The 18,981-nt window shown below is 62.7% G+C and carries 17 protein-coding genes and 2 pseudogenes; 12 read left to right on the top strand and 7 right to left on the bottom strand.

From position 1 onward, the window contains the following. Nucleotides 1–107: 107 nt before the first annotated feature. From BLP96_RS08895 to BLP96_RS08905, 3 genes are read right to left on the bottom strand one after another with little or no spacing between them, the layout of a single operon-like run. Nucleotides 108–797 (bottom strand): hypothetical protein, encoded by a 690-nt coding sequence (locus BLP96_RS08895; RefSeq protein ID WP_023007330.1) that lies wholly within the window; start codon nucleotides 795–797, stop codon nucleotides 108–110. Between the two features lie 16 nt (nucleotides 798–813). Continuing rightward, nucleotides 814–1,548: a HupE/UreJ family protein gene (locus BLP96_RS08900; RefSeq protein WP_089685288.1), complete on the bottom strand. Its 735-nt coding sequence runs from the start codon at nucleotides 1,546–1,548 to the stop codon at nucleotides 814–816. Nucleotides 1,549–1,602: 54 nt separating this feature from the next. Next, the gene (locus BLP96_RS08905) at nucleotides 1,603–1,977 is read right to left on the bottom strand and encodes a hypothetical protein (RefSeq protein ID WP_023007106.1); all 375 of its coding nucleotides are present in this window, start codon (nucleotides 1,975–1,977) and stop codon (nucleotides 1,603–1,605) included. A gap of 137 nt (nucleotides 1,978–2,114) precedes the next feature. Between BLP96_RS08905 and BLP96_RS08910 the strand changes: the two genes are divergently transcribed. The 3 genes and pseudogenes from BLP96_RS08910 to BLP96_RS08920 all read left to right on the top strand — a co-directional run. Continuing rightward, nucleotides 2,115–2,390: a metal-sensing transcriptional repressor gene (locus BLP96_RS08910; protein ID WP_023007107.1), complete on the top strand. Its 276-nt coding sequence runs from the start codon at nucleotides 2,115–2,117 to the stop codon at nucleotides 2,388–2,390. A gap of 27 nt (nucleotides 2,391–2,417) precedes the next feature. After that, entirely contained in the window at nucleotides 2,418–3,791 is a 1,374-nt protein-coding gene (locus tag BLP96_RS08915) for an MFS transporter (RefSeq protein WP_023007108.1), read from the top strand. A gap of 29 nt (nucleotides 3,792–3,820) precedes the next feature. Continuing rightward, nucleotides 3,821–4,687 (top strand): annotated as a pseudogene (locus BLP96_RS08920) (ISL3 family transposase); the annotation flags it as partial. Between the two features lie 17 nt (nucleotides 4,688–4,704). Here the strand turns inward: BLP96_RS08920 and BLP96_RS08925 are convergent. Beyond that, a protein-coding gene (locus tag BLP96_RS08925) for an IS3 family transposase (RefSeq protein ID WP_089685290.1) occupies nucleotides 4,705–5,867 on the bottom strand; the annotation gives its coding sequence in 2 pieces (ribosomal slippage) (nucleotides 4,705–5,609 and nucleotides 5,609–5,867; 1,164 coding nt in all). A gap of 60 nt (nucleotides 5,868–5,927) precedes the next feature. On the opposite strand from BLP96_RS08925, the pseudogene BLP96_RS08930 reads away from it, so the two are divergent. Continuing rightward, nucleotides 5,928–6,377 (top strand): annotated as a pseudogene (locus BLP96_RS08930) (ISL3 family transposase); the annotation flags it as partial. Nucleotides 6,378–6,783: 406 nt separating this feature from the next. Here the strand turns inward: BLP96_RS08930 and BLP96_RS08935 are convergent. Then, entirely contained in the window at nucleotides 6,784–8,220 is a 1,437-nt protein-coding gene (locus BLP96_RS08935) for a DegQ family serine endoprotease (RefSeq protein WP_422666815.1), read from the bottom strand. Between the two features lie 153 nt (nucleotides 8,221–8,373). Here BLP96_RS08935 and BLP96_RS08940 point away from each other — a divergent pair, with 153 nt between their 5' ends. The 4 genes from BLP96_RS08940 to BLP96_RS08955 all read left to right on the top strand — a co-directional run bounded on the left by BLP96_RS08940 (nucleotide 8,374) and on the right by BLP96_RS08955 (nucleotide 12,213). Beyond that, the gene (locus tag BLP96_RS08940; protein ID WP_089685292.1) at nucleotides 8,374–9,288 is read left to right on the top strand and encodes a cation diffusion facilitator family transporter; all 915 of its coding nucleotides are present in this window, start codon (nucleotides 8,374–8,376) and stop codon (nucleotides 9,286–9,288) included. A gap of 101 nt (nucleotides 9,289–9,389) precedes the next feature. Then, nucleotides 9,390–10,067: a DsbA family protein gene (locus tag BLP96_RS08945; protein ID WP_023007114.1), complete on the top strand. Its 678-nt coding sequence runs from the start codon at nucleotides 9,390–9,392 to the stop codon at nucleotides 10,065–10,067. Then, nucleotides 10,064–11,323 (top strand): M23 family metallopeptidase, encoded by a 1,260-nt coding sequence (locus tag BLP96_RS08950; RefSeq protein WP_089685294.1) that lies wholly within the window; start codon nucleotides 10,064–10,066, stop codon nucleotides 11,321–11,323. The genes BLP96_RS08945 and BLP96_RS08950 overlap by 4 nt, the downstream gene beginning before the upstream one ends. A gap of 107 nt (nucleotides 11,324–11,430) precedes the next feature. After that, on the top strand, nucleotides 11,431–12,213 hold the full coding sequence (locus tag BLP96_RS08955) for a ZIP family metal transporter (RefSeq protein WP_023007116.1): 783 nt from the start codon (nucleotides 11,431–11,433) through the stop codon (nucleotides 12,211–12,213). A gap of 21 nt (nucleotides 12,214–12,234) precedes the next feature. Here BLP96_RS08955 and BLP96_RS08960 read toward each other — a convergent pair whose 3' ends face one another. Beyond that, nucleotides 12,235–12,714, bottom strand: coding sequence for a MerR family transcriptional regulator (locus BLP96_RS08960; RefSeq protein ID WP_089685295.1), 480 nt, complete (start codon nucleotides 12,712–12,714; stop codon nucleotides 12,235–12,237). A 34-nt stretch (nucleotides 12,715–12,748) separates the two neighbouring features. Further along, nucleotides 12,749–13,471, bottom strand: a complete 723-nt coding sequence (locus BLP96_RS08965; RefSeq protein WP_089685297.1) for a cytochrome c biogenesis CcdA family protein — start codon at nucleotides 13,469–13,471, stop codon at nucleotides 12,749–12,751. 109 nt (nucleotides 13,472–13,580) lie between these two features. On the opposite strand from BLP96_RS08965, the gene BLP96_RS08970 reads away from it, so the two are divergent. The 4 genes from BLP96_RS08970 (at nucleotide 13,581) to BLP96_RS08985 (ending at nucleotide 18,880) form a co-directional block, all read left to right on the top strand. After that, nucleotides 13,581–15,776, top strand: coding sequence for a heavy metal translocating P-type ATPase (locus BLP96_RS08970; protein WP_089685299.1), 2,196 nt, complete (start codon nucleotides 13,581–13,583; stop codon nucleotides 15,774–15,776). A gap of 17 nt (nucleotides 15,777–15,793) precedes the next feature. After that, the gene (gene lspA, locus BLP96_RS08975; protein WP_240894127.1) at nucleotides 15,794–16,276 is read left to right on the top strand and encodes a signal peptidase II; all 483 of its coding nucleotides are present in this window, start codon (nucleotides 15,794–15,796) and stop codon (nucleotides 16,274–16,276) included. A 4-nt stretch (nucleotides 16,277–16,280) separates the two neighbouring features. Continuing rightward, nucleotides 16,281–17,813 (top strand): apolipoprotein N-acyltransferase, encoded by a 1,533-nt coding sequence (gene lnt / locus BLP96_RS08980; protein WP_245682206.1) that lies wholly within the window; start codon nucleotides 16,281–16,283, stop codon nucleotides 17,811–17,813. Between the two features lie 80 nt (nucleotides 17,814–17,893). Further along, nucleotides 17,894–18,880: a L,D-transpeptidase family protein gene (locus BLP96_RS08985; protein WP_170293783.1), complete on the top strand. Its 987-nt coding sequence runs from the start codon at nucleotides 17,894–17,896 to the stop codon at nucleotides 18,878–18,880. The last annotated feature ends 101 nt before the right edge of the window (nucleotides 18,881–18,981 follow it).

The raw sequence follows: 18,981 nt of genomic DNA on the forward strand, positions 1-18,981 counted from the left end.
GAAAGGTTCTTGCTCTAGTCCTCAACGGATTTCTTGGTTGGTAGGGATGGTGAAGGGCCTCGTGGGTATAGAGCCCCTGGCCCTCCGTGAGGGCCAGTGGATGGCGGTCAAAGCATACGCTTCAGTTCGCCGTAGTCGCCGTCGAGGCGCAGCACGACGGTCACGTCGTTATCGTTGCGGTTGCGGAAGAACCAGCCGTGGTTACCGGTGAAGGCCGCTTCCAGGTCGCCCTCATCCTCTGGCACGCCCCGTCCCTTCTCGTAGCTAATGGCGTTGCCACCACCGTCGCCATGGGTGTCGAAGTTGATCGGGCCGCCCTCGGATTCCCAGGCGAAGCGGGCCACGGCGCCTTCCTCCATGGTCAGCTTGTATTCCGTCCCTTCTCCCGGTGTCAGGGTGAACTGCACCTCATCGCGCCAGGTAGCGGCCGGCTCGGGCGCCGGGGCCTCCTCCTCGGAGGCGTCAGGCGCGGTGTCGGTCGGCTCGGCGCTGGTTTCGGCGACGACCTCCTGGGCCTCGGAGCGCTCCGGCGTGGTCGCGGCCGGCGCCTTTGGCTGGGACGCAGCCGCGGTATTCGCCCGGTCGAGTTCGGCCTCCTCGGCCAGCTGTTGCTTGATCTCCCCCATGTCGGTCAGCCCCAGGAGGCGTCCTGCGCCGGTGGGATCGATGGCGTACTCCGCCGGCAGGACCACGGTGACTAACAGCACGGTGGCGGCCACGGCGGCCAGCAGGGTCGAGCGGATCAGTTTCCCGGTAGAGGGCAGTTCGGCGCGGTTAGGCATATCGGTGTTGTACATCTCGGACTCCTTGAAATCAGGCGGTGAACAGGCCGGTGAGCTGATAGCCGATCAGCACGAAGCCGGCGCACATCATGGCGACATTGGCGGTGTAGGCATGGCGCAGGAAGCCGGCGGTGCGCCGCCAGAACCCCATCACGATGAGGATGGCCCCCAGGGCCAGCAGCTGGCCGATCTCCACGCCGATGTTGAACGCCAGCAGGTTGGGGACCAGGCCGTTCGGGGAGATCTCGTACTCGATGATCTTGGTCGAGAGGCCGAAGCCGTGGAAGAAGCCGAAGACCAGCGTCGCCGCCTTGGTGTTGGGCTGGAAGCCGAACCAGCGCTGGTAGGCGCCGAGATTGTCCAGCGCCTTGTAGACGACCGACAGCCCGATGATGGCATCGATCAGGTAGCTGTTGATGCCGATGTTGAAGTACACCCCGACCAGCATCGTTGTGGAATGCCCCAGGGCGAAGAGGCTGACGTAGATGGCGATGTGCTGCATCCGGTAGAGGAAGAAGATCACCCCTAGCAGAAACAAGATGTGGTCGTACCCCGTCACCATGTGCTTGGCGCCGAGGTAGATGAACGACATCAGGTGGATGCCGTAGATCTCCTGGATATAGCCCTTGTCGCCTTCCGCGACGGCATGGGCCAGGGCATCGCCGCTGGCTCCTAGGAGCAATACCAGCAGGGCGAACAGGGTCAGGGCGAAGTGTCGGGCCTTGTCAGGCACGCCGCACACGCCCCTCATCGATGAGGGAAACATGAAACTCTCCACGGTTTAGGTATCGAATCATGGTCACCCAGCGGGCGACCCCGGTCATGCCGCGATGACCGGCCGTGGAGGACGCTCGAGCCGGAAGGCACGGCGAAGCGGGCGGCCATCCCGCTGCTGCCTCCGGATGGTGCTGGGGATCAGGGGCGCCACGACGATCCCGTCCGTGACCCGACCCGCCGTCTCGTGGAAGTGGCTACCGCTGTCATGCGGCAGCGGCTGGTGGTCGGTCGACACATGCGCGTGGCCGTGCGCATGGCCATGCACTGCCTGGAGTTCTCCCTGAAGCGAGTGCTCGACCGCTGCCGAGTCGACCAGCCCATGCGCGCGTATCTCGCCGATGCCGGACATGACCAGCCCCTGCGCGATCAGCAGCAGCAGGATCAGGTGACCGAGGCGATGGCACAGGCGGTTGAGCATAGGGACAGATCAGCACCAGAGCGGAAAACCGGGAGTTAGGCGCTATCGGGCCGTTTCCCCATGGGGCATTGGCACGACAGCGCCCGGGAGCTTAACATCCCCCCCAGGGGGATAGGAATACCAACAAGGAACGGACCATGACATCACACACCCACCAGTCGCATCCCGACATTATCAAGCGCCTGAAGCGTGCGGGCGGGCACTTGGAGAGCGTGACCCGGATGATCGAGGACGGGCGCCCTTGCCTGGAGTTGGCCCAGCAGCTTCACGCCGTGGAGAAGGCGATTCAGCAGGCCAAGCGGACCCTCATTCAGGATCATATCGACCACTGCCTGGACGCAGCGATCGCCCCCCAGGACCCGGCGCAGAGCGCCCACGTCGACGACTTCAAGGCGATCGTTCGCTACCTGTAACCGCTCTCTCGTCGCAAGGAGAACCGCATGCTCGAAGTGCTGAGTCACCGTCGCTACCGCCACCTGTTCCTGGCCCAGGTCACCGCCCTCGCCGGCACCGGGCTGACGACGGTCGCCCTAGCGCTGCTGGCTCATGACCTGGCGGCGGGACAGGCGGGTGTCGTTCTGGGCACGGCACTGGCCATCAAGATGGTGGCCTATGTGTGCATCGCACCACTAGCCGGGGCCTACGCCTCCCGTCTGCCGCGCCGCACGCTGCTGGTCGGCCTGGACCTGCTGCGGGCCTCCGTGGTCTGTGCGTTGCCCTTCGTCGCCGAAGTCTGGCAGATTTATGTGCTGATTTTCCTGCTCAACGCCGCCTCGGCAGGCTTCACCCCGGTCTTTCAGGCGACGATCCCAGATCTCCTCGAGGACGAGAGGCAGTACACCCGGGCGCTGTCGCTGTCGCGACTCGCCTATGACCTCGAGAACCTGCTAAGCCCCATGGCAGCCGCGGTGCTGCTGATGGTGATGAGCTTCGATGTGCTGTTCCTGCTCAACGGCCTGGCCTTCCTGATCTCGGCCGGCCTGGTCGTCTCGGTGGTGCTGCCGTCGCCCCAGGCGGCGGAGGACGAGTCGCCGAGCGTGTGGCGCAAGGTCTCCCACGGCATGAGAATCTACCTGAAGACGCCTCGGCTGCGCGGGCTGCTGGCCCTGAACATGGCAGTTTCGGCCGCAGGGGCCATGCAGATCGTCAATACCGTGGTCTACGTCCGCTCCACCCTTGGCCTGGGCGAGCAGGCGGTCGCCATGGCCTTCGCGGCGGTGGGGGGCGGTTCGATGCTGGTGGCCCTGCTACTGCCGAAGGTTCTGGAGCGCGTGCGTGAGCGCCCGGTCATGCTCGCGGGCGGTACGTTGATGACGGTGAGCCTGTTCCTTGGGCTGCTCGCTCCCGGATTTATCGGCCTGATGGGGCTGTGGTTTCTGCTAGGCGCCGGCGCCTCGCTGGTCATGACGCCCACCGGTCGCCTGCTCAAGCAATCGTGTCACTCAGAGGACCGGCCGGCGTTGTTCGCCGCGCAGTTCTCTCTGTCGCATGGCTGCTGGCTGGTGGCCTATCCGCTGGCCGGCTGGTTCGGGTCGCAGGCGGGCCTGATCGAGACCTTCGCCCTGCTGGGGACGATTGCTCTGGTGTCTACGGCGCTCGCGACCCGTGTCTGGCCGTCACGGGACCCGGTGGCGCTCGAGCATGACCATGCTCCTGTGGAGCACTCCCACCTGCATTACCATGACGACCACCACCAGCATGAACATGAGGGCTGGGAGGGGCCTGAACCGCATCGCCATCCTCACCATCACCCGAGGGGCAGGCATCGGCACATCTTTGTCATCGATGGCCACCACACGAAATGGCCGTCGTGACATGACAAAGAGGCACAAGGAACGTTTGTATGACCATTTTGGCCGACAACATTCTTCACCTACCGGAATACCGCATCCTGGGTACAAAGACGGAAGAGCATGATCTCCACTTTCAGCTTGAAGCTCCGGTCCCGGTGGCCTGCAAGGAGTGCGGCGTAGAGGGAGAGTTCGTCAGGTTCGGCAAGCGCGATGTGGCTTACCGAGATCTACCCATCCACGGCAAGCGTGTCACTCTATGGGTGGTCCGTCGTCGCTACACTTGCCGGGCCTGCGGAAAGACATTTCGCCCAGCGCTTCCCGAGATGATGGACAACCAGCGCATGACCCGGAGGTTATACAACCACGTCGAGAAGGAAGCCTTTAACCACCCCTACGCCTACGTTGCCGATACCACGGGGCTCGACGAGAAGACCATCCGCGAGATCTTTAGGAAGAAGGCCGAGTTCTTGGCGGCTTGGCACCGCTTTGAGACGCCCCGTTTTTTGGGCATCGATGAGCTGTACCTGAACCGTCGCTACCGCTGCATCCTGACCAATCTGGAGGAACGCACCCTGCTGGACCTACTGCCCGGCCGACAGCAGGACGCAGTAACAAGGCGACTCATGAACATGACCGACCGCCACAAGGTAGAGATCGTCAGCATGGACATGTGGAAGCCCTACCGTCGCGCCGTTCAGGCGGTATTGCCACAGGCTCGTATCGTGGTCGATAAGTTCCATGTGGTGCGCATGGCCAACGAGGCGCTAGAGAAGATTCGCAAGGGCCTCAGGAAAGACCTGACAGCCAATCAACGGCGAACTCTCAAAGGTGACCGGAAGATCTTGCTGAAGCGGGCTCACGACCTCACAGACCGCGAACATCTCATCATGGAAACCTGGACGGGTGATCTTACCCAGCAATAGTGGACACCAGCCTAAGCGATCATTCGAGCCTCGAAGGCCTCTGGGCTGATCATCCCGATTGCACTGTGCCGCCGTTGCCGGTTGTAGTCCAACTCAATGTACTCGAATACCTGTCGCCGCATCGCGTTCCGCGTCTCGAATCGCTCGCCATGTATGGCCTCGACCTTGAGGCTGTGGAAGAAGCTCTCGGCGCACGCATTGTCGTAGCAATTGCCCTTGGCACTCATGCTGCACTTCAGCTCGTGCTGGATCACCAGTGACTGGTACAGGGTCGAACAATACTGGCTGCCGCGATCCGAATGTACGATCACCTGCTTGGGCATCTTACGGCGCCACAACGCCATCTTGAGGGCGTCACCGACCAGGTCAGCCGTCATGCGGTCGCTCATCGCCCAGCCGATGACCTTGCGTGAGTACAAGTCGATCAGCACCGCCAGGTAGAGCCAGCCTTCACCGGTCGCCAGGTAGGTGATGTCGCCGACCCATTTCTGGTTCGGCGCATCGGCGGTAAAGTCCTGCTTCAGTAGGTTGGGGGCCACCGGCAGTCCATGCCGTGAGTTTGTGGTGGCCTTGTACTTGCGAGCCGCTTTCGCCCGCAGATTCTGCCGCCGGAGGCTGGCGGCGACCGTATTCCGGCAGACCGATACACCGGCCCCGTTGAGGTCGTGAGTCAGCCTAGGGGCGCCTGAGCGCCCCTTGCCGTGCTCAAAGGCCTCAGCCACACGCTGGTCGGTAATGGCCTGCTGGCGGCGCCGCGGGGACGGTTTGCCACCACGCTGTCGCCAGGCGTAGTAGCCGCTGCGTGCCACACCGAGCACAGCGCACATACGCTGGGTGCTGAATGCCTGGCGATGCTGCTGGATGAAGGCGTACTTCACTTCAGGCTCTTCGCAAAGTACACCGCGGCCTTTTTTGTTATGGCCAATTCCTCCGACATTTCAGCGAGTTGCCGCTTAAGTCGGGCGTTCTCATCAGCCAGTGATTGCTCGCGATCGGACGTGTTCTTCTTCTGCTGGGCCTTGGCGCGCCATTGATAGAGCTGGCTGGTCTGCAGGCCCAGCTCACGGGCGGCGGCTGCAGCCCCCACTCGGTCAGCGAGGGCAAGAGCCTCCTCACGATAGGCATCGGAGTAACGGGCGCGGGTCTTCTTCATCGACGTTGCTTGCTTTGCCATGGGTCACCTCGTTGAGTGTAATACCTTAACGGGGTGTCCACTGTTGCTGGGCAAGATCAGGGAGCCTTCCCCCAACTCCTGGAGGCCTATGAGCACAAAGAGCGGTTCTTCCACATCTGGGACTGCACCAGCCGGCGCGATGCCGAGAAGGCGCTGGCACGCTGGATTGACGACATTCCGCAAGGGCAGAAGGAGGTCTGGAAGGATCTCGTCATTGCCGTCAGTGGCTGGCGAGAGGAGATGCTGACCTACTTCGAGACCGACATCCCGATCACCAACGCCTTCACGGAGTCGATCAACCGCTTGGCCAAGGACAAGAACCGCGATGGCCGAGGCTATTCGTTCGAGGTGATGCGAGCCCGGATGCTCTACACCACCAAGCATAAGAAGAAAGCGCCGCAGGCCAAGGAATCCCCGTTCCTAGGCAGAGCCACCATGACCTACAACATGGGTCTCCCCGAGGCCGAGAAGAACTACGGCGTCGATCTCTCAACCTTCTGGGAGGATTAAGGGTTCAGGGAGCAGGGAGGCTCTATAAACCATTTAATCCGGATACCTCCGTTTTTTTTACCACTCATCCAGCACATAGTGGAGGTGGAGCTTCGTCAACAAGGGAAAAAGCACACCGGCAACAACATAGCAAAATCCTGCCTACACTGGGCTTTGATAGGGCCTCGATGTTGCTTTAACCATGGCTTCGCGGGAACGTGCCAGGTGGCGTGGGCATTTGACAATAACTCAGCCATTGGAACACAACGGATTGGACTAAAAAACCGCCGGATATTTGGCGGCAATCTTTTAATTAGTAGGCAACCTAGCTGCGCATTAGAATGCACGAGAGTCTGAAGAAGCGCCCCAGCGATCCTACTCGCCAGGGCGCCGCTGTACTGATGTATTGAACGCTACTCAGTCGCGGTCAGCCACCATTGCCCACTCGCAGGGCCACGAAATAGGCACGGCCGTCGCGGTTGAGCAGAACCGGCGCCGTTTGGTCGTCCGGCAGGTTGGTCAGCAACTCCGTCAGCTGTTCCGGGCTCTCTATCGGTTGCTGGCCCAGGCTGACCAGCACATCGCCGGGGCGAATGCCGGCGGCAGCGGCGTGACCGGTCGGATCGACCTTGGCGATGCGTACCCCATGATCAATGCCAAGCCGGCGCTTCTCCATGCTACTCAGCGGCTGAACCACGATCCCGAGGCGCACCGGGTCGCCCTCGGCCTGATCGGCACCGGCATCCGGCCACTCGCCAACTTCCACAGAGATGGTCTCCTGCTGACCATCGCGCAGCACCATGAGCTCGACCTCTTCCCCCGGACTCGTCTGACCGACCAGGCGCGGCAGCGTGGTGGAGTGGTCTACTACCTGACTGTTGACCTCGAGAATGACATCACCTGCCTTAATCCCGTCTTTCTCCGCAGGGCTGCCGGGCTCGACCTGGGCGATCAGGGCACCCTCGGCCTGTTCCATGCCGAAGGACTCCGCCAGGTCCTTGGACACCGGCTGTATGCTGACGCCCAGCCAACCGCGGCTCACGTAGCCCTCTTCGCGCAGCTGGTTGGCCACGTCCAGCGCCACATCGATGGGAATGGCGAAGGAGAGGCCCATGTAGCCCCCGCTGCGGGTCAGGATCTGGGAGTTGATGCCCACGACCTCACCGTCGAGGTTGAACAGCGGACCACCGGAATTGCCCGGATTGATCGCCACATCGGTCTGGATGAAGGGAACGTAGACGTCCTGGGGCAGCGTGCGGTTGATGGCACTGATGATCCCAGACGTCACCGAGTGGTCGAAGCCGAAGGGGGAGCCGATGGCAGCGACCCATTGGCCGACTTGAAGGTCGTCGGAGTTGCCCAGCTCCAGGGTAGGCAGGTTGTCGGTGTCGACCTTGAGCACCGCCACATCGGTCTTCTCGTCGGCCCCCACCAGCTTGGCCTCGAGTTCGCGACGGTCGTTGAAGCGCACCAGGATCTTGTCGGCGCCCTTGACCACGTGGGCGTTGGTCATGATGTAGCCGTCTTCATCGAAGATGAAGCCCGATCCCAGTGACTGACGTGGGTCCTCATTGCGATTGGGCGCCCCGCCGGGTGGCATCGGGAGACGGTCGCCGAAGAACTCTCGAAAGATCTCCGGCACCTCCTGCCCCCCAAACTGCCGAGAGGACGTCATGGACCTCTCAACCTCCCGTGAGGTGGAGATGTTGACGACGGCCGGCGCGGCCTTGTCGACCAGCGCCGTGAAGTCTGGCAGCCGTGGCTCGGCGAGGACTGGCGTCGCCAGCATCAAGAGTAAAGCTAGGCTCATCAGCCAGGTGTGCGAGTGAGGCTTGGGTATCACAATGGGCTCCTTCCGGGGCATGGGACATGGTAACCATGTCTGTTACAGCGCCCACTATGCAAAGTTCCACCACGCCTAGCCTTGGCTCGGTATTCATTATAATTCGGGCTTGAAGCTCGAGTTGGTATAGGTTTTATACTGTCGCGTCATCAGGTGACACCACAAGGACGACGCATGGGACATCATCACGATCATCCCCATCTTGACCCCACCTCTGGTGACCGTCGGGTGAGCATCGCCATCTGGGCCAACGGGATATTGACCGTTGCTCAGATTGTTGGGGGTATCCTGGCGGGAAGCCTCTCGCTGATCGCGGATGCGCTGCATAATTTTTCCGACATGGCGGCGCTCGTCATTGCCTTTGCGGCCCGCAAGATAGCAAGACGACCGCCAGACTCACAGATGACGTTTGGCTATGGACGAATCGAGATTGTGGCGGCGCTGATCAACTACACCACGCTCATTCTCGTCGGCGTCTACCTGATTTACGAAGGCGCCATGCGCATGATCGACCCGCCAGCGGTTCAGGGCTGGATCATCGTTGTCATCGGTGCCGTCGCCTTAGCAGTCGACGCGCTCACGGCCTTGCTTACCTGGTCGATGCAAAAGCATAGCGTCAATATTCGGGCCCTGTTTCTGCACAACCTATCTGATGCGCTTGCGTCCCTCGCCGTGATCATTGGGGGCTCGCTGATTCTGCTATACGACATGCGCTGGGTAGACCCCGCGATTACGATCGGCATTGCGCTCTATATTCTTTATCTCGCCTTTACGGAGATTGGTGGCCCTATCCGGACACTGATGTTGGGATCGCCACCCGATATCGACGGCCAATCAGTCATTGATGCGCTGCGTGACGTCGAGGGTGTCCAGGATGTACATCATGTCCACCTATGGCAAATGCAGGAAAGCACTGCCGCGCTTGACTGTCACGTGGTGCTCACGGAAGCCGGCTGGCAGCAGCTTGAGGCGATCAAGGCGGATATCAAGGCTCAGCTAAAAGCGCGCTTTGACATTGGCCACTCCAGCTTGGAATTCGAGCATATTGATCATGCGCATCAGAGAGCCAATCTTTATGGGCATGGATGACACGTCACTATTCGCCGACTTAGGCACCCAACAGCGGTTGAGATCTACTCAGCAGCTCTCTGGTCTTGCTTTCCGCTTAACCACTTGAATTGGAGAAGTCAATGTACAAAAAAGCGACGTTTATCCTGGTTGGCGCGTTGATGCTGACCGCCCTCATCGTGATCGTAGCGAGACCCTCGTTGTTGGGCATGGGCGCCGAGGCGGCCAGCCAGGATGGCGCTCAGGCCGAAAACTCTCTGGTGCGCTCACACTCGCCTATTCTGGGGCCGGAAGAAGCGCCGGTGACCATCGTGGAGTTCTTCGACCCGGCCTGTGAGGCCTGCCGTGCCTTCTATCCGCTGACCAAGCGCATCCAGGAAGAGTATCCCGACCAGGTGCGGTTGGTGGTGCGCTACACGCCCTTCCACGGAGACGTGTCCGATACCGCCATTCGCGTGCTGGAAGTCGCCAGGCGCCAGGACGTCTTCCAGCCGGTGCTGGAAGCGTTGCTGGCCCGGCAGAGCCAGTGGGCGGCTCATGGCAGCTTCGATGAGGCCGCTATTCTGGATATCGCCAGCGAGGCCGGTCTGGACAGGGCTGCAGCAGAGGAACAACTTGATTCCCCCGAGGTACAAGCGGTCATTGACCAGGACAAGGAAGACGTCAAGGCCAACCAGATCCGCCAGACGCCGACCTTTTTCGTCAATGGTGAGCTGTTGGACCCCTTCGGCATGCAGGAACTGGTCGACGCCGTCAATCGTGAGGTGACCGAGGTCGCTGGCGAGGACGATGCGTCATGACACGGCGCTGGTTGCTGCTAGGGTTGGTGGGTCTGGGCCCTCTGCTGGCCGAGGCCCATTGGCAAGAGAACACCTTGCTATCACCGAGCGAACCGGCATCGGCCAGGGCACAAGCTCTCGCGCAGAGGGGCTCAGCGCCCTTGGCCGTTCAGCCGCCCGAGATCGTCGCCCAAGAGCTCACCGTGGCACCAGGGGATACCCTGAACGCACTGCTGTTGCAGCTTGGCGTGAATGCCGAGACGCGCACCCAAGCGTTGACATCGCTGGCGGGGAGGTTCGACCCAAGAGGCTTGCGGCCTGGAGACCGTCTCACTGTCACCTCTCTGACGACCGGACAGCCGGTGTCGGTGGCCATCGAGCGTGACTCGGGTATTCAATACGTCGTTACACTGGGGGAGCGGCCGTCGACGCGGATTGTCCCGCCTCGTCTCGACACCCTGACTCTGGGCCGTGAAGTGGACATCGAAACGTCACTTTATGCCGCCTTGGCGGCAGAGGGGATACCCACGCGTTTCGCCATGGACCTCGAGGTGCTGCTAGGCGGACTCATGGACACAGCCCGAGATATCTCGGGCGCGGAGCGCCTGCAGTTACTGTGGGAAGAGGATCGCCGAGAGGATGGCACGCGAGTCGGGCCTCCCCGTCTGACCTATATGGGATTGGCTGACCCGTCGGCACGACTGGAGATGGTATGGCCGACGGACCAGAGAGCCACCGTGATGCTCTTCAAGGACGGTAGCCTTGTGGAGACGAAGCGGTTCCCGGTGCTCGGCGCACGCCTGACGTCCGCCTTCGGCAATCGACGCCATCCCGTTTACGGTGGGGTACGTCGTCATGACGGCGTCGACCTTGCCGCCCCTCGCGGCACCCCAGTCATGGCGACGGCGCCGGGGCGGGTCTCCTTCGTCGGTCGCCGGGGAGGTTATGGTCGTGTCGTGGAGGTAGAGCACGAGAGGGGCACTCTCAGTCGCTATACGCATCTCAGTCGCTTCGCCTCCGGCCTGTCGGTCGGGGACGCCATCAATGCCGGCGACACGCTGGGTGAAGTCGGGGCCTCCGGACTCACCACGGGGCCCAACCTGCACTACGAAGTGAGAGTGGGTGACCGACCTGTCGATCCCCTGGAGGAGGGGCAGCGCATCATTCTGGGGGAGTCACCGACACCCCAGGATTATCGAAGCGCGCTCTTCGAGGCTCGTGGTCGTCTGAAAAAAGCCATCGGTACGTCTGGTCTGGTCGCCTTGGATAATCGATAGGCCGCCAGGCTGGCTTGTTGTATGAGACGCAGCGGTGGCCATGTAATGGCTATCGTCGTGTGACTCAACATTCCCTGCAGTACCAACCCTCCAAAGGGGAAGGGTCTATGGAAGGTGTCTCTCCAGTCACGCTGGGGTTTTTGGGTAGTCTTGCCGCCGGTTCGATGACCGCGATCGGAGCGCTACCTATCCTGATCAGCAAGGCGCCCGATCGTGCCGTTCGCGACCTGGCACTCGGATTCGCCGCCGGTGTCATGCTGGCGGCGTCCTTCTTTTCACTGATCATTCCCTCCCTGGAAGCCTCTGGACTGCGCTATGGCGGTAGCGTCTTGCCTGCCGTCATTGCCTGCGCGTCGATACTGATGGGGATGGGGCTGGTCGCCCTGCTGAATGAGCGACTCCCCCACGAGCATTTCGAGCAGGGGCGTGAAGGGCCACAGGCAGCATCGCTTCGCCGAATCTGGCTGTTCATCATTGCCATCACGATCCACAACCTGCCAGAGGGTCTGGCGGTTGGTGTGGCTTTTGGAGCAGGGGGAAGCGAAGGGGGACTTCCCCTTGCCATCGGTATCGGCCTGCAGAATGCGCCGGAAGGCCTGGCGGTGGCAGTGGCACTGCTGGGTGAAGGCTATTCACGCTGGCGATCCTGGACCATTGCCTCCCTCACCGGGCTGGTAGAGCCGCTGGGTGGCCTGCTAGGTGCGGGAGTCGTCAGCATGTCACAAGTGCTGCTCCCCTGGGGGCTGGCCTTCGCCGCCGGCGCCATGCTCTATGTCATCAGCCATGAGATCATTCCCGAGACCCACCGAAGTGGCCACCAGAACAAGGCGACGTTGGGGCTCTCGGTGGGGTTGGTACTCATGCTGTTCCTGGATGTCTCGCTGGGCTAGCTTGCCGACCCTTCCAGGCGCCTACCCCAGGTCGTGAGCGCCTCCGTGGGCCTGGTCGCTGATACAAAGCTGATGATCGCTCAACACTTCGATGATCCGGCAGCTTTCGACCTTCCCCCCGGCACACTGGCTGACCATCCGTTTGAGCTCGTCACGCAGTGCGGAGAGCCGCTGCAACCGCGACTCGACCTCCTCCAGGTGGTGCTTGGCAATGGCGTCGACCTCCTGACACGGCATGTCGGGCTGGTCTGACATGGCCAGCAGTTCACGCACCGCTTCCACCGAGAAGCCGAAGTCCCGAGCATGGCGAATGAAGGTTAGCCGCCTGACGGCTTCCTCTCCGTAGCGGCGTTGACCGCCCTCGGTACGTGTCGCGTCGCTCACCAGCCCGATGCTCTCGTAATAGCGAACCGTTTCGGGCTTGCAGCCGGCACGCCGGGCCAGTTCGCCGATGCCGATATTCCTCTCCGGGACGTGGGACGTGTCGACAGAGTTGGTCATGGTGGCATCTCCGTAAAAACGATCAGCGTCTGAACTACCCCAGAGTTGCAAGGGAAGGAAAGAGTCCCAGCATGAAACTTGAAAGCTGGGTCATGGTGCCTGTCGCGATCGCAATCCCCATGACGATCACGATCGTGCCCGCCACAGGTCTTGTATAGGCACTCCACCTACCGAGCTTCCGGCTGTTTTGCGTCATGACGTTCAGAAAGATGGTGCTAGCCAAGAAAGGAAGTGCCAGACCAAGAGAATAGCTTGTCAGATAGACCATGCCGGCCTGGGCGCTGACAGCACTGCCGGTCGCCATCAGGATGGCTCCCAGGATGGGACCGATACAGGGTGTCCAGCCAATGGCGAAGGACACGCCAAAGATAGTTGCCGATAGCGGTGAGCCACCCTGGACATTGGGTGAAAACTGCAGCGTTCGTTGCAGCAGTGGCAAGCGAAGTATACCGGTCATGAAGACGCCTAGGAGGATGACCACGCCTCCCGTAATCCAGTTGAACTCGTTCCGATAGCCTCGAAGCAACTGACCAATGCTGCTGGCCCCCAAGCCCAGCATGATAAAAACCATGGTGAATCCCAAGATGAAGAAAGAGCTGAGAATCAGGGCTTCCAAGCGCTTGTCCTTTTTCCCGGCGCTTCCTCCCGTAACCACCGACAGGTATGCCGGGAGCAAGGGCAGGGTACAGGGGGAAAAGAATGAGACAAGGCCACCCGCGAAGGCGCCCAGCAAGCCAATGGACGACAAGGATTCCAACGTGCCCTCCCAAAGAACAGCCCTTCAGGCTGTAACCGATGGAGCTTGAAGCTGTAGTTGCTACAGGGTTTATGCTGTCGAATAATACATCATCCCACGGAGTCACACCATGGAGAAATCGACACACTTTGAGGATTCGCCTGCCTTGAAGCTCCGCGTCGAGGGCATGGACTGCGGCGGCTGCGAGCGTAAGGCCGAGGCCGCCCTGGGCCGCCTGGAGGGCATCAAGGAGGTGTCGGCCAGCTCGGTTACCGGCTCGGTCACGATCCAGCTTCATGAGCACTCGACGCCCTCGCATGAGTCGATCGAGGAGACTCTCATTGAGCTTGGCTACCGCCTCGTCGACCAGGATGAGGAAAGTGAATCCACTACCACGCCGGACTCCTGGTGGCAGACCGCCAAGGGGCGCCTGGTGCTCGTCACGGGGGGGCTGCTGGCTCTGGCCTTGGTCCTTCGCATGACCTGGCCGGTCCTGGGGGGCTGGCCTTTTGTCGCCGCCACCCTGGTGGGCCTGATGCCCATCGCCCAGGGCGCCTGGGGCGCACTGAAAATGCGCAACCCCTTCACCATCGAGATGCTGATGAGTATCGCCGCCCTGGGCGCCCTGGCCATCGATGCCGCGGCCGAGGCGGCAGTGGTGGTCTTCCTGTTCGCCGTGGGCGAACTGCTGGAGGGCGTGGCCGCCTCACGGGCGCGACGCAGCATCTCGGCCCTGGCCGATCTGACGCCGTCTACCGCGAGATTGATGGAGAATGGGGATGCCCGGGAGGTCTCGGCCGCCACGCTCACACCTGGCCAGCGGGTACTGGTAAGGCCGGGCGACCGTGTCCCCTGCGATGGGCGTATCCTGGCTGGTGAGTCCGATGTGGATGAGTCACCGATCAACGGAGAGTCGGTGCCCCGCTCGCGTGCCCCGGGTGACGACGTCTTCGCCGGCACGGTCAACCTCGATGCCGCCCTGGAGGTGGAGGTAACCCGCGGCGCCGAGGACAACACCATCGCGCGGGTCATCCGCCTGGTGGAGGAGGCCCAGGCCGCCAAGGCACCGGTGGCCCGCTTCATCGATCGCTTCGCTTTCTACTACATGCCGGCGGTGGTGGGGCTCGCCCTGCTGATGGCGGTGGTGCCGCCGCTGGTCTCGACCATGGCCTGGTCGGAATCGGTCTATCGCGCCCTGGCCCTGCTGTTGATCGCCTGCCCCTGTGCCTTGGTGATCTCGACCCCCGCGGCGATTGCTGCCGGCCTCTCGACGGGCGCCCGGCGGGGCCTGCTGATCAAGGGCGGCGCGGTACTCGAACAGCTGGGCAAGCTCCGAACGGTGGCGTTGGACAAGACTGGCACCCTCACCGCCGGCACTCCCCAGGTCACCGACGTGGAGAACTGGGCCACCGACCAAGGCGAGCACGAGGTACTGAGGCTGGCAGCGGCGATGGAGCGGGACTCCAGTCATCCCATCGCCACGGCCATCTTTTCGCACGCGCAGAAGCTGGGCCTTTCCATCCCCCAGGCGAACGGTAACCGCGCCCTTTCGGGACGTGGCGTCACCGGCTGGATCGAGGGGCGTGAGCTGAGCCTGGTCTCCCCCCGTCACCTGACAGCGCCGACCGCTCTCGATGACGGTCTGCGTGCCCGAATTGCCGAGCTGGAACATGCCGGCAAGAGTCTCGCCCTGCTGGTCGAGAGTGAGCGTCCGCTGGGGCTGATCGCCGTTCGCGATGAGCCGCGTGGGGACGCCCGGGAGGGGCTCGCCGCCCTGTCACGTCTCGGCGTCGAGGCCGTCATGCTCAGTGGTGACAATGCGCGTACCGCCGCTGCCATCGGTGGCTCGCTGGGCATCGAGGCCCATGGCGAGCTGATGCCCGAGGACAAGGCCCGGCGCGTGCAGCAATGGCAGGCCACCGGACGCGGGCCGGTCGGCAAGGTGGGCGACGGGATCAACGATGCCCCGGCACTGGCGGCGGCCGATGTCGGCATCGCCATGGGCGGCGGCACCGACGTGGCACTGGAAACGGCGGATGCGGCCCTGCTCAAGAACCGCGTCACCGGCATCGCCGAGCTGATCGACCTGTCTAGGGCCACGCTGCGCAACGTCAAGACCAACGTCGCCCTGGCGCTGGGCCTGAAGGCTATCTTCCTGGTGACCACGGCGCTGGGCATCACCGGCATGTGGATCGCGGTGATGGCGGATACCGGTGCCACCGTGCTGGTGACCCTGAACGCCATGCGGCTGCTGGGCTATCGCTTCTCACCAGGGACCGCCATGAGCGGCTCGGCAAGCCCGCGCTACCAGGCAGCCACGTCATGAGAACGAAACGGATAGCGATGGCGCCGCAGAGTCGGTACTGGTTGGCACTGGCGGGCCTGGTCGGCCTGGCCGACCAGGCCATCAAGGGGCTGGTACAGGCGCTGATGCCGTATGGCCAGGCCAACCCGCTGACCCCATTCTTCAACTGGGGCCACTGGTGGAACACGGGGGCAGCCTTCAGCTTCCTCGCCGATTCAGGTGGCTGGCAGCGCTACCTCTTCCTCTGCCTGACAGGAATAGCGGCTATCGTGCTGACGTTCCTGTTGTGCAGGCCCAGGCCCCGCCTGGAGGCGCTGGGGTACAGCTTGATGCTGGGTGGCGCGCTGGGTAATGGCATCGACCGCCTGGCGCGAGGGTATGTGGTGGACTACCTGGACATCTACTGGCGAGAGTGGCACTGGCCCGCCTTCAACCTGGCGGATATCGCCCTGTTCCTGGGTGTCATTACCTTTGCGATGGCGGCCTTGCATGAACGTCCCTCCCCCAGGTTGTCCGAGTGACGGCATGGATGCACAGAACCCGCCAGTCCGGGACATGACGCTTTTCGGACGGCTCTCTCCGGTCCTCGGCTGTTTGCTGGCCCTGACCGCCGGAGGGTTGACCACCCTTAGTGCCGCGCCCTTCACGCTGTGGTGGCTGGGCCCGGTGGCGGTGGCCCTGGTCTATGTCGGCATCCATGCCCTGACACCCGCTCAAGCCGCCCTCCGCGGTTGGTGCTATGGCGTGGGCCTGTTCGGCTCCGGTACCTCCTGGGTCTTCGTCGCGATCCACGACTATGGCGATACGGGGGCGCTCCTGGCGCTCTTCCTCACCGGTGTGTTCGTGGCCAGCCTGGCGCTGTTCTATGCCGTGCCCTTCTGGCTCTATCGCCGCGTCACGGGCCCACGCCTGGCCTTCCTCAGCTTCGCCGGCGCCTGGGTACTCAGCGAGTGGCTGCGCACCTGGCTGTTTACCGGGTTTCCCTGGCTGCTGCTGGGCACCTCTCAGGTGGACTCGCCGCTGGCGGCCTGGGCCCCGGTAGGCGGCGTCTATCTCCTGTCGCTGATCACCGCCCTGACCGGCACCCTGGGCGTGGAGCTCCTGCGCCGCCGCTGGTGGGCCGCGGCGCCCATCGCCGCTCTCTGGCTGACTCCCCTGGCCCTGCCGGCCCAGTGGACCTTCCCGGCCGGCGAGCCGCTGGGAGTCGCCCTGCTGCAGGGCAACCTGGACCAGTCGATCAAGTGGACGCCCGAGGGCCAGCGTGAGGCGGCCAGTATCTACACGGTGTTGACCCTTGCCCAGTCCAACGACCTCGACCTGATTGTCTGGCCCGAGGCGGCCTTGCCGATGTTCGAGGAGAACGCGCGGCCCATACTGGAGCGGGTGCAGTCCAAACTGTCGCCCGACACCGCCCTGCTCACAGGCATCCTGCAGCGCGACGGCGGCAACAACTACAACGGCGTGATCGGCCTGGGTAACGCCGAGGGCCATTATCGTAAGGTGCGTCTGGTGCCTTTCGGCGAGTACCTGCCGCTGAAGCGCCTGCTCGCCGGCACTATCGCCTTCTTCGACCTGCCCATGCCGACCATGACCCCCGGGGCCGCGGCTCAGGGGCCGATCCACGCCGCCGGAACCACCATCGGTAACGCCATCTGCTACGAGATTATCTATGCCGACCGGGTCGCCGAGCAGGCGCGCGATGCCGAGCTACTGTTGACGGTCTCCAACGACACCTGGTTCGGCCGCTCCATCGGCCCCCTGCAGCATCTGCAGATGGCCCGCCTGCGTGCGCTGGAGAATGGCCGATACCTGATCCGCGCCACCAGCAACGGCGTGACCGCCATCGTCGATCCTCAGGGCCGTGTCACGGCCCGCGCACCACAGTTCCAGGCGACGAGCCTTCGCGGCGAGGTACTGCCCATGCAGGGCCTCACCCCCTTCACCCGAACCGGTAGCTGGCCCGCTTGGCTGTTGGCCGCACTGCTGACTCTACTTGGGTGGAAACGCAACCTACATCGGTCGATTGACAACACACCCGGCGAAAAAGGAAGAGCGTAATGGCCTTGTCGACATTTCATTCAGGTGCTCTGGAGAAACCACTGTTGGGGCAACGTCGAACCAGCATACTGATCGCTGTGATGGCCGGTTGGCTCGCGCTCATCGGCGTTGCTCAGGCCCAGGAGGAGAACAAGTGGCCCCGCGGTCACTATCCGCTGCCTGAAGAAGGCAATGTGATCGGCGACACCTACCGCATAACGGTGGAGGATCGAGAAGATACCCTGCTCGATATCGCCAGGCGACACAACCTGGGGTACAGGGAGATCGTGCGCGCCAACCCGGACGTGAGCATCTGGATTCCCGGCGAGGGTACCGAGGTGACCATACCCGGGCGCTTCATCCTGCCCGCCACAGAGCGCACTGGCATCGTCATCAACATCGCCGAGCTGCGCCTTTATTACTATCCCGAGGTGGATGACGACGAGACATCACGTGTCGAGACCTATCCTATCGGCATCGGTCGCGAGGGCTTCGATACTCCCCTCGGTGTGACCAAGACCACCATGAACATTAAGAACCCCGCCTGGTACCCACCCGAGTCGGTTCAGCGCGAAGCCAGGGCACGCGGTGAAGAGGCGCCCAGCGTGGTGCCACCAGGCCCGGACAATCCGCTGGGAGACCATGCCATTATCCTGGGTTTCGATGGCTACTTGATCCATGGGACCAACCAGCCGGATGGTATCGGCATGCGTGCCAGTCGTGGCTGTATTCGCATGTTCCCTGGGGACATCGAGTCGATCTTCGACCGCGTGCCCGCCGGCACCCAGGTCCGAATCGTCAACCAGCCCATCAAGATCGGCTGGCATGAAGGGCAACCGCTGGTTCAGGCATTCCCGCCTCTGGAGGGGGAGGGGCACAGCATGTCCACGTTGGTAGAGACCGTCACACGCCTCAACCAGCGCAAGGCCGAGGGCTGGAGCTTCGATTATGAACAGCTTCGTGGCCTGTTGGATGACCCCAGCGGTCGCATGGTAGCCCTGAATCCCAAGCCGGAGCCGGAGCCAGATAAAACACCTGACCCTGACTACCAGGGTATCTACGCAGAAATTGCGCTGCGCAGGCCATGACGACGACAACATGGCGGGTCCTGTCAGTCTCGTGATGTTGACTTCAGGCGTGGCTGATACAGGACCTATCGCCCTGTGCAGGGTCACTGGCGGCGCGTTGG

The sequence above is a fragment of the Billgrantia gudaonensis genome (assembly GCF_900100195.1).
Classification (GTDB): Bacteria; Pseudomonadota; Gammaproteobacteria; order Pseudomonadales; family Halomonadaceae; genus Halomonas; species Halomonas gudaonensis.

Bases quoted from the DNA above. Each gene is read 5' to 3' on its own strand.
- BLP96_RS08895 (WP_023007330.1), bottom strand. From the start codon at position 797: ATGTACAACACCGATATGCCTAACCGCGCCGAACTGCCCTCTACCGGG.
- BLP96_RS08900 (WP_089685288.1), bottom strand. From the start codon at position 1,548: ATGTTTCCCTCATCGATGAGGGGCGTGTGCGGCGTGCCTGACAAGGCC.
- BLP96_RS08905 (WP_023007106.1), bottom strand. From the start codon at position 1,977: ATGCTCAACCGCCTGTGCCATCGCCTCGGTCACCTGATCCTGCTGCTG.
- BLP96_RS08910 (WP_023007107.1), top strand. From the start codon at position 2,115: ATGACATCACACACCCACCAGTCGCATCCCGACATTATCAAGCGCCTG.
- BLP96_RS08915 (WP_023007108.1), top strand. From the start codon at position 2,418: ATGCTCGAAGTGCTGAGTCACCGTCGCTACCGCCACCTGTTCCTGGCC.
- BLP96_RS08935 (WP_422666815.1), bottom strand. From the start codon at position 8,220: ATGCCCCGGAAGGAGCCCATTGTGATACCCAAGCCTCACTCGCACACC.
- BLP96_RS08940 (WP_089685292.1), top strand. From the start codon at position 8,374: ATGGGACATCATCACGATCATCCCCATCTTGACCCCACCTCTGGTGAC.
- BLP96_RS08945 (WP_023007114.1), top strand. From the start codon at position 9,390: ATGTACAAAAAAGCGACGTTTATCCTGGTTGGCGCGTTGATGCTGACC.
- BLP96_RS08950 (WP_089685294.1), top strand. From the start codon at position 10,064: ATGACACGGCGCTGGTTGCTGCTAGGGTTGGTGGGTCTGGGCCCTCTG.
- BLP96_RS08955 (WP_023007116.1), top strand. From the start codon at position 11,431: ATGGAAGGTGTCTCTCCAGTCACGCTGGGGTTTTTGGGTAGTCTTGCC.
- BLP96_RS08960 (WP_089685295.1), bottom strand. From the start codon at position 12,714: ATGACCAACTCTGTCGACACGTCCCACGTCCCGGAGAGGAATATCGGC.
- BLP96_RS08970 (WP_089685299.1), top strand. From the start codon at position 13,581: ATGGAGAAATCGACACACTTTGAGGATTCGCCTGCCTTGAAGCTCCGC.
- lspA (WP_240894127.1), top strand. From the start codon at position 15,794: ATGGCGCCGCAGAGTCGGTACTGGTTGGCACTGGCGGGCCTGGTCGGC.
- lnt (WP_245682206.1), top strand. From the start codon at position 16,281: ATGGATGCACAGAACCCGCCAGTCCGGGACATGACGCTTTTCGGACGG.
- BLP96_RS08985 (WP_170293783.1), top strand. From the start codon at position 17,894: ATGGCCGGTTGGCTCGCGCTCATCGGCGTTGCTCAGGCCCAGGAGGAG.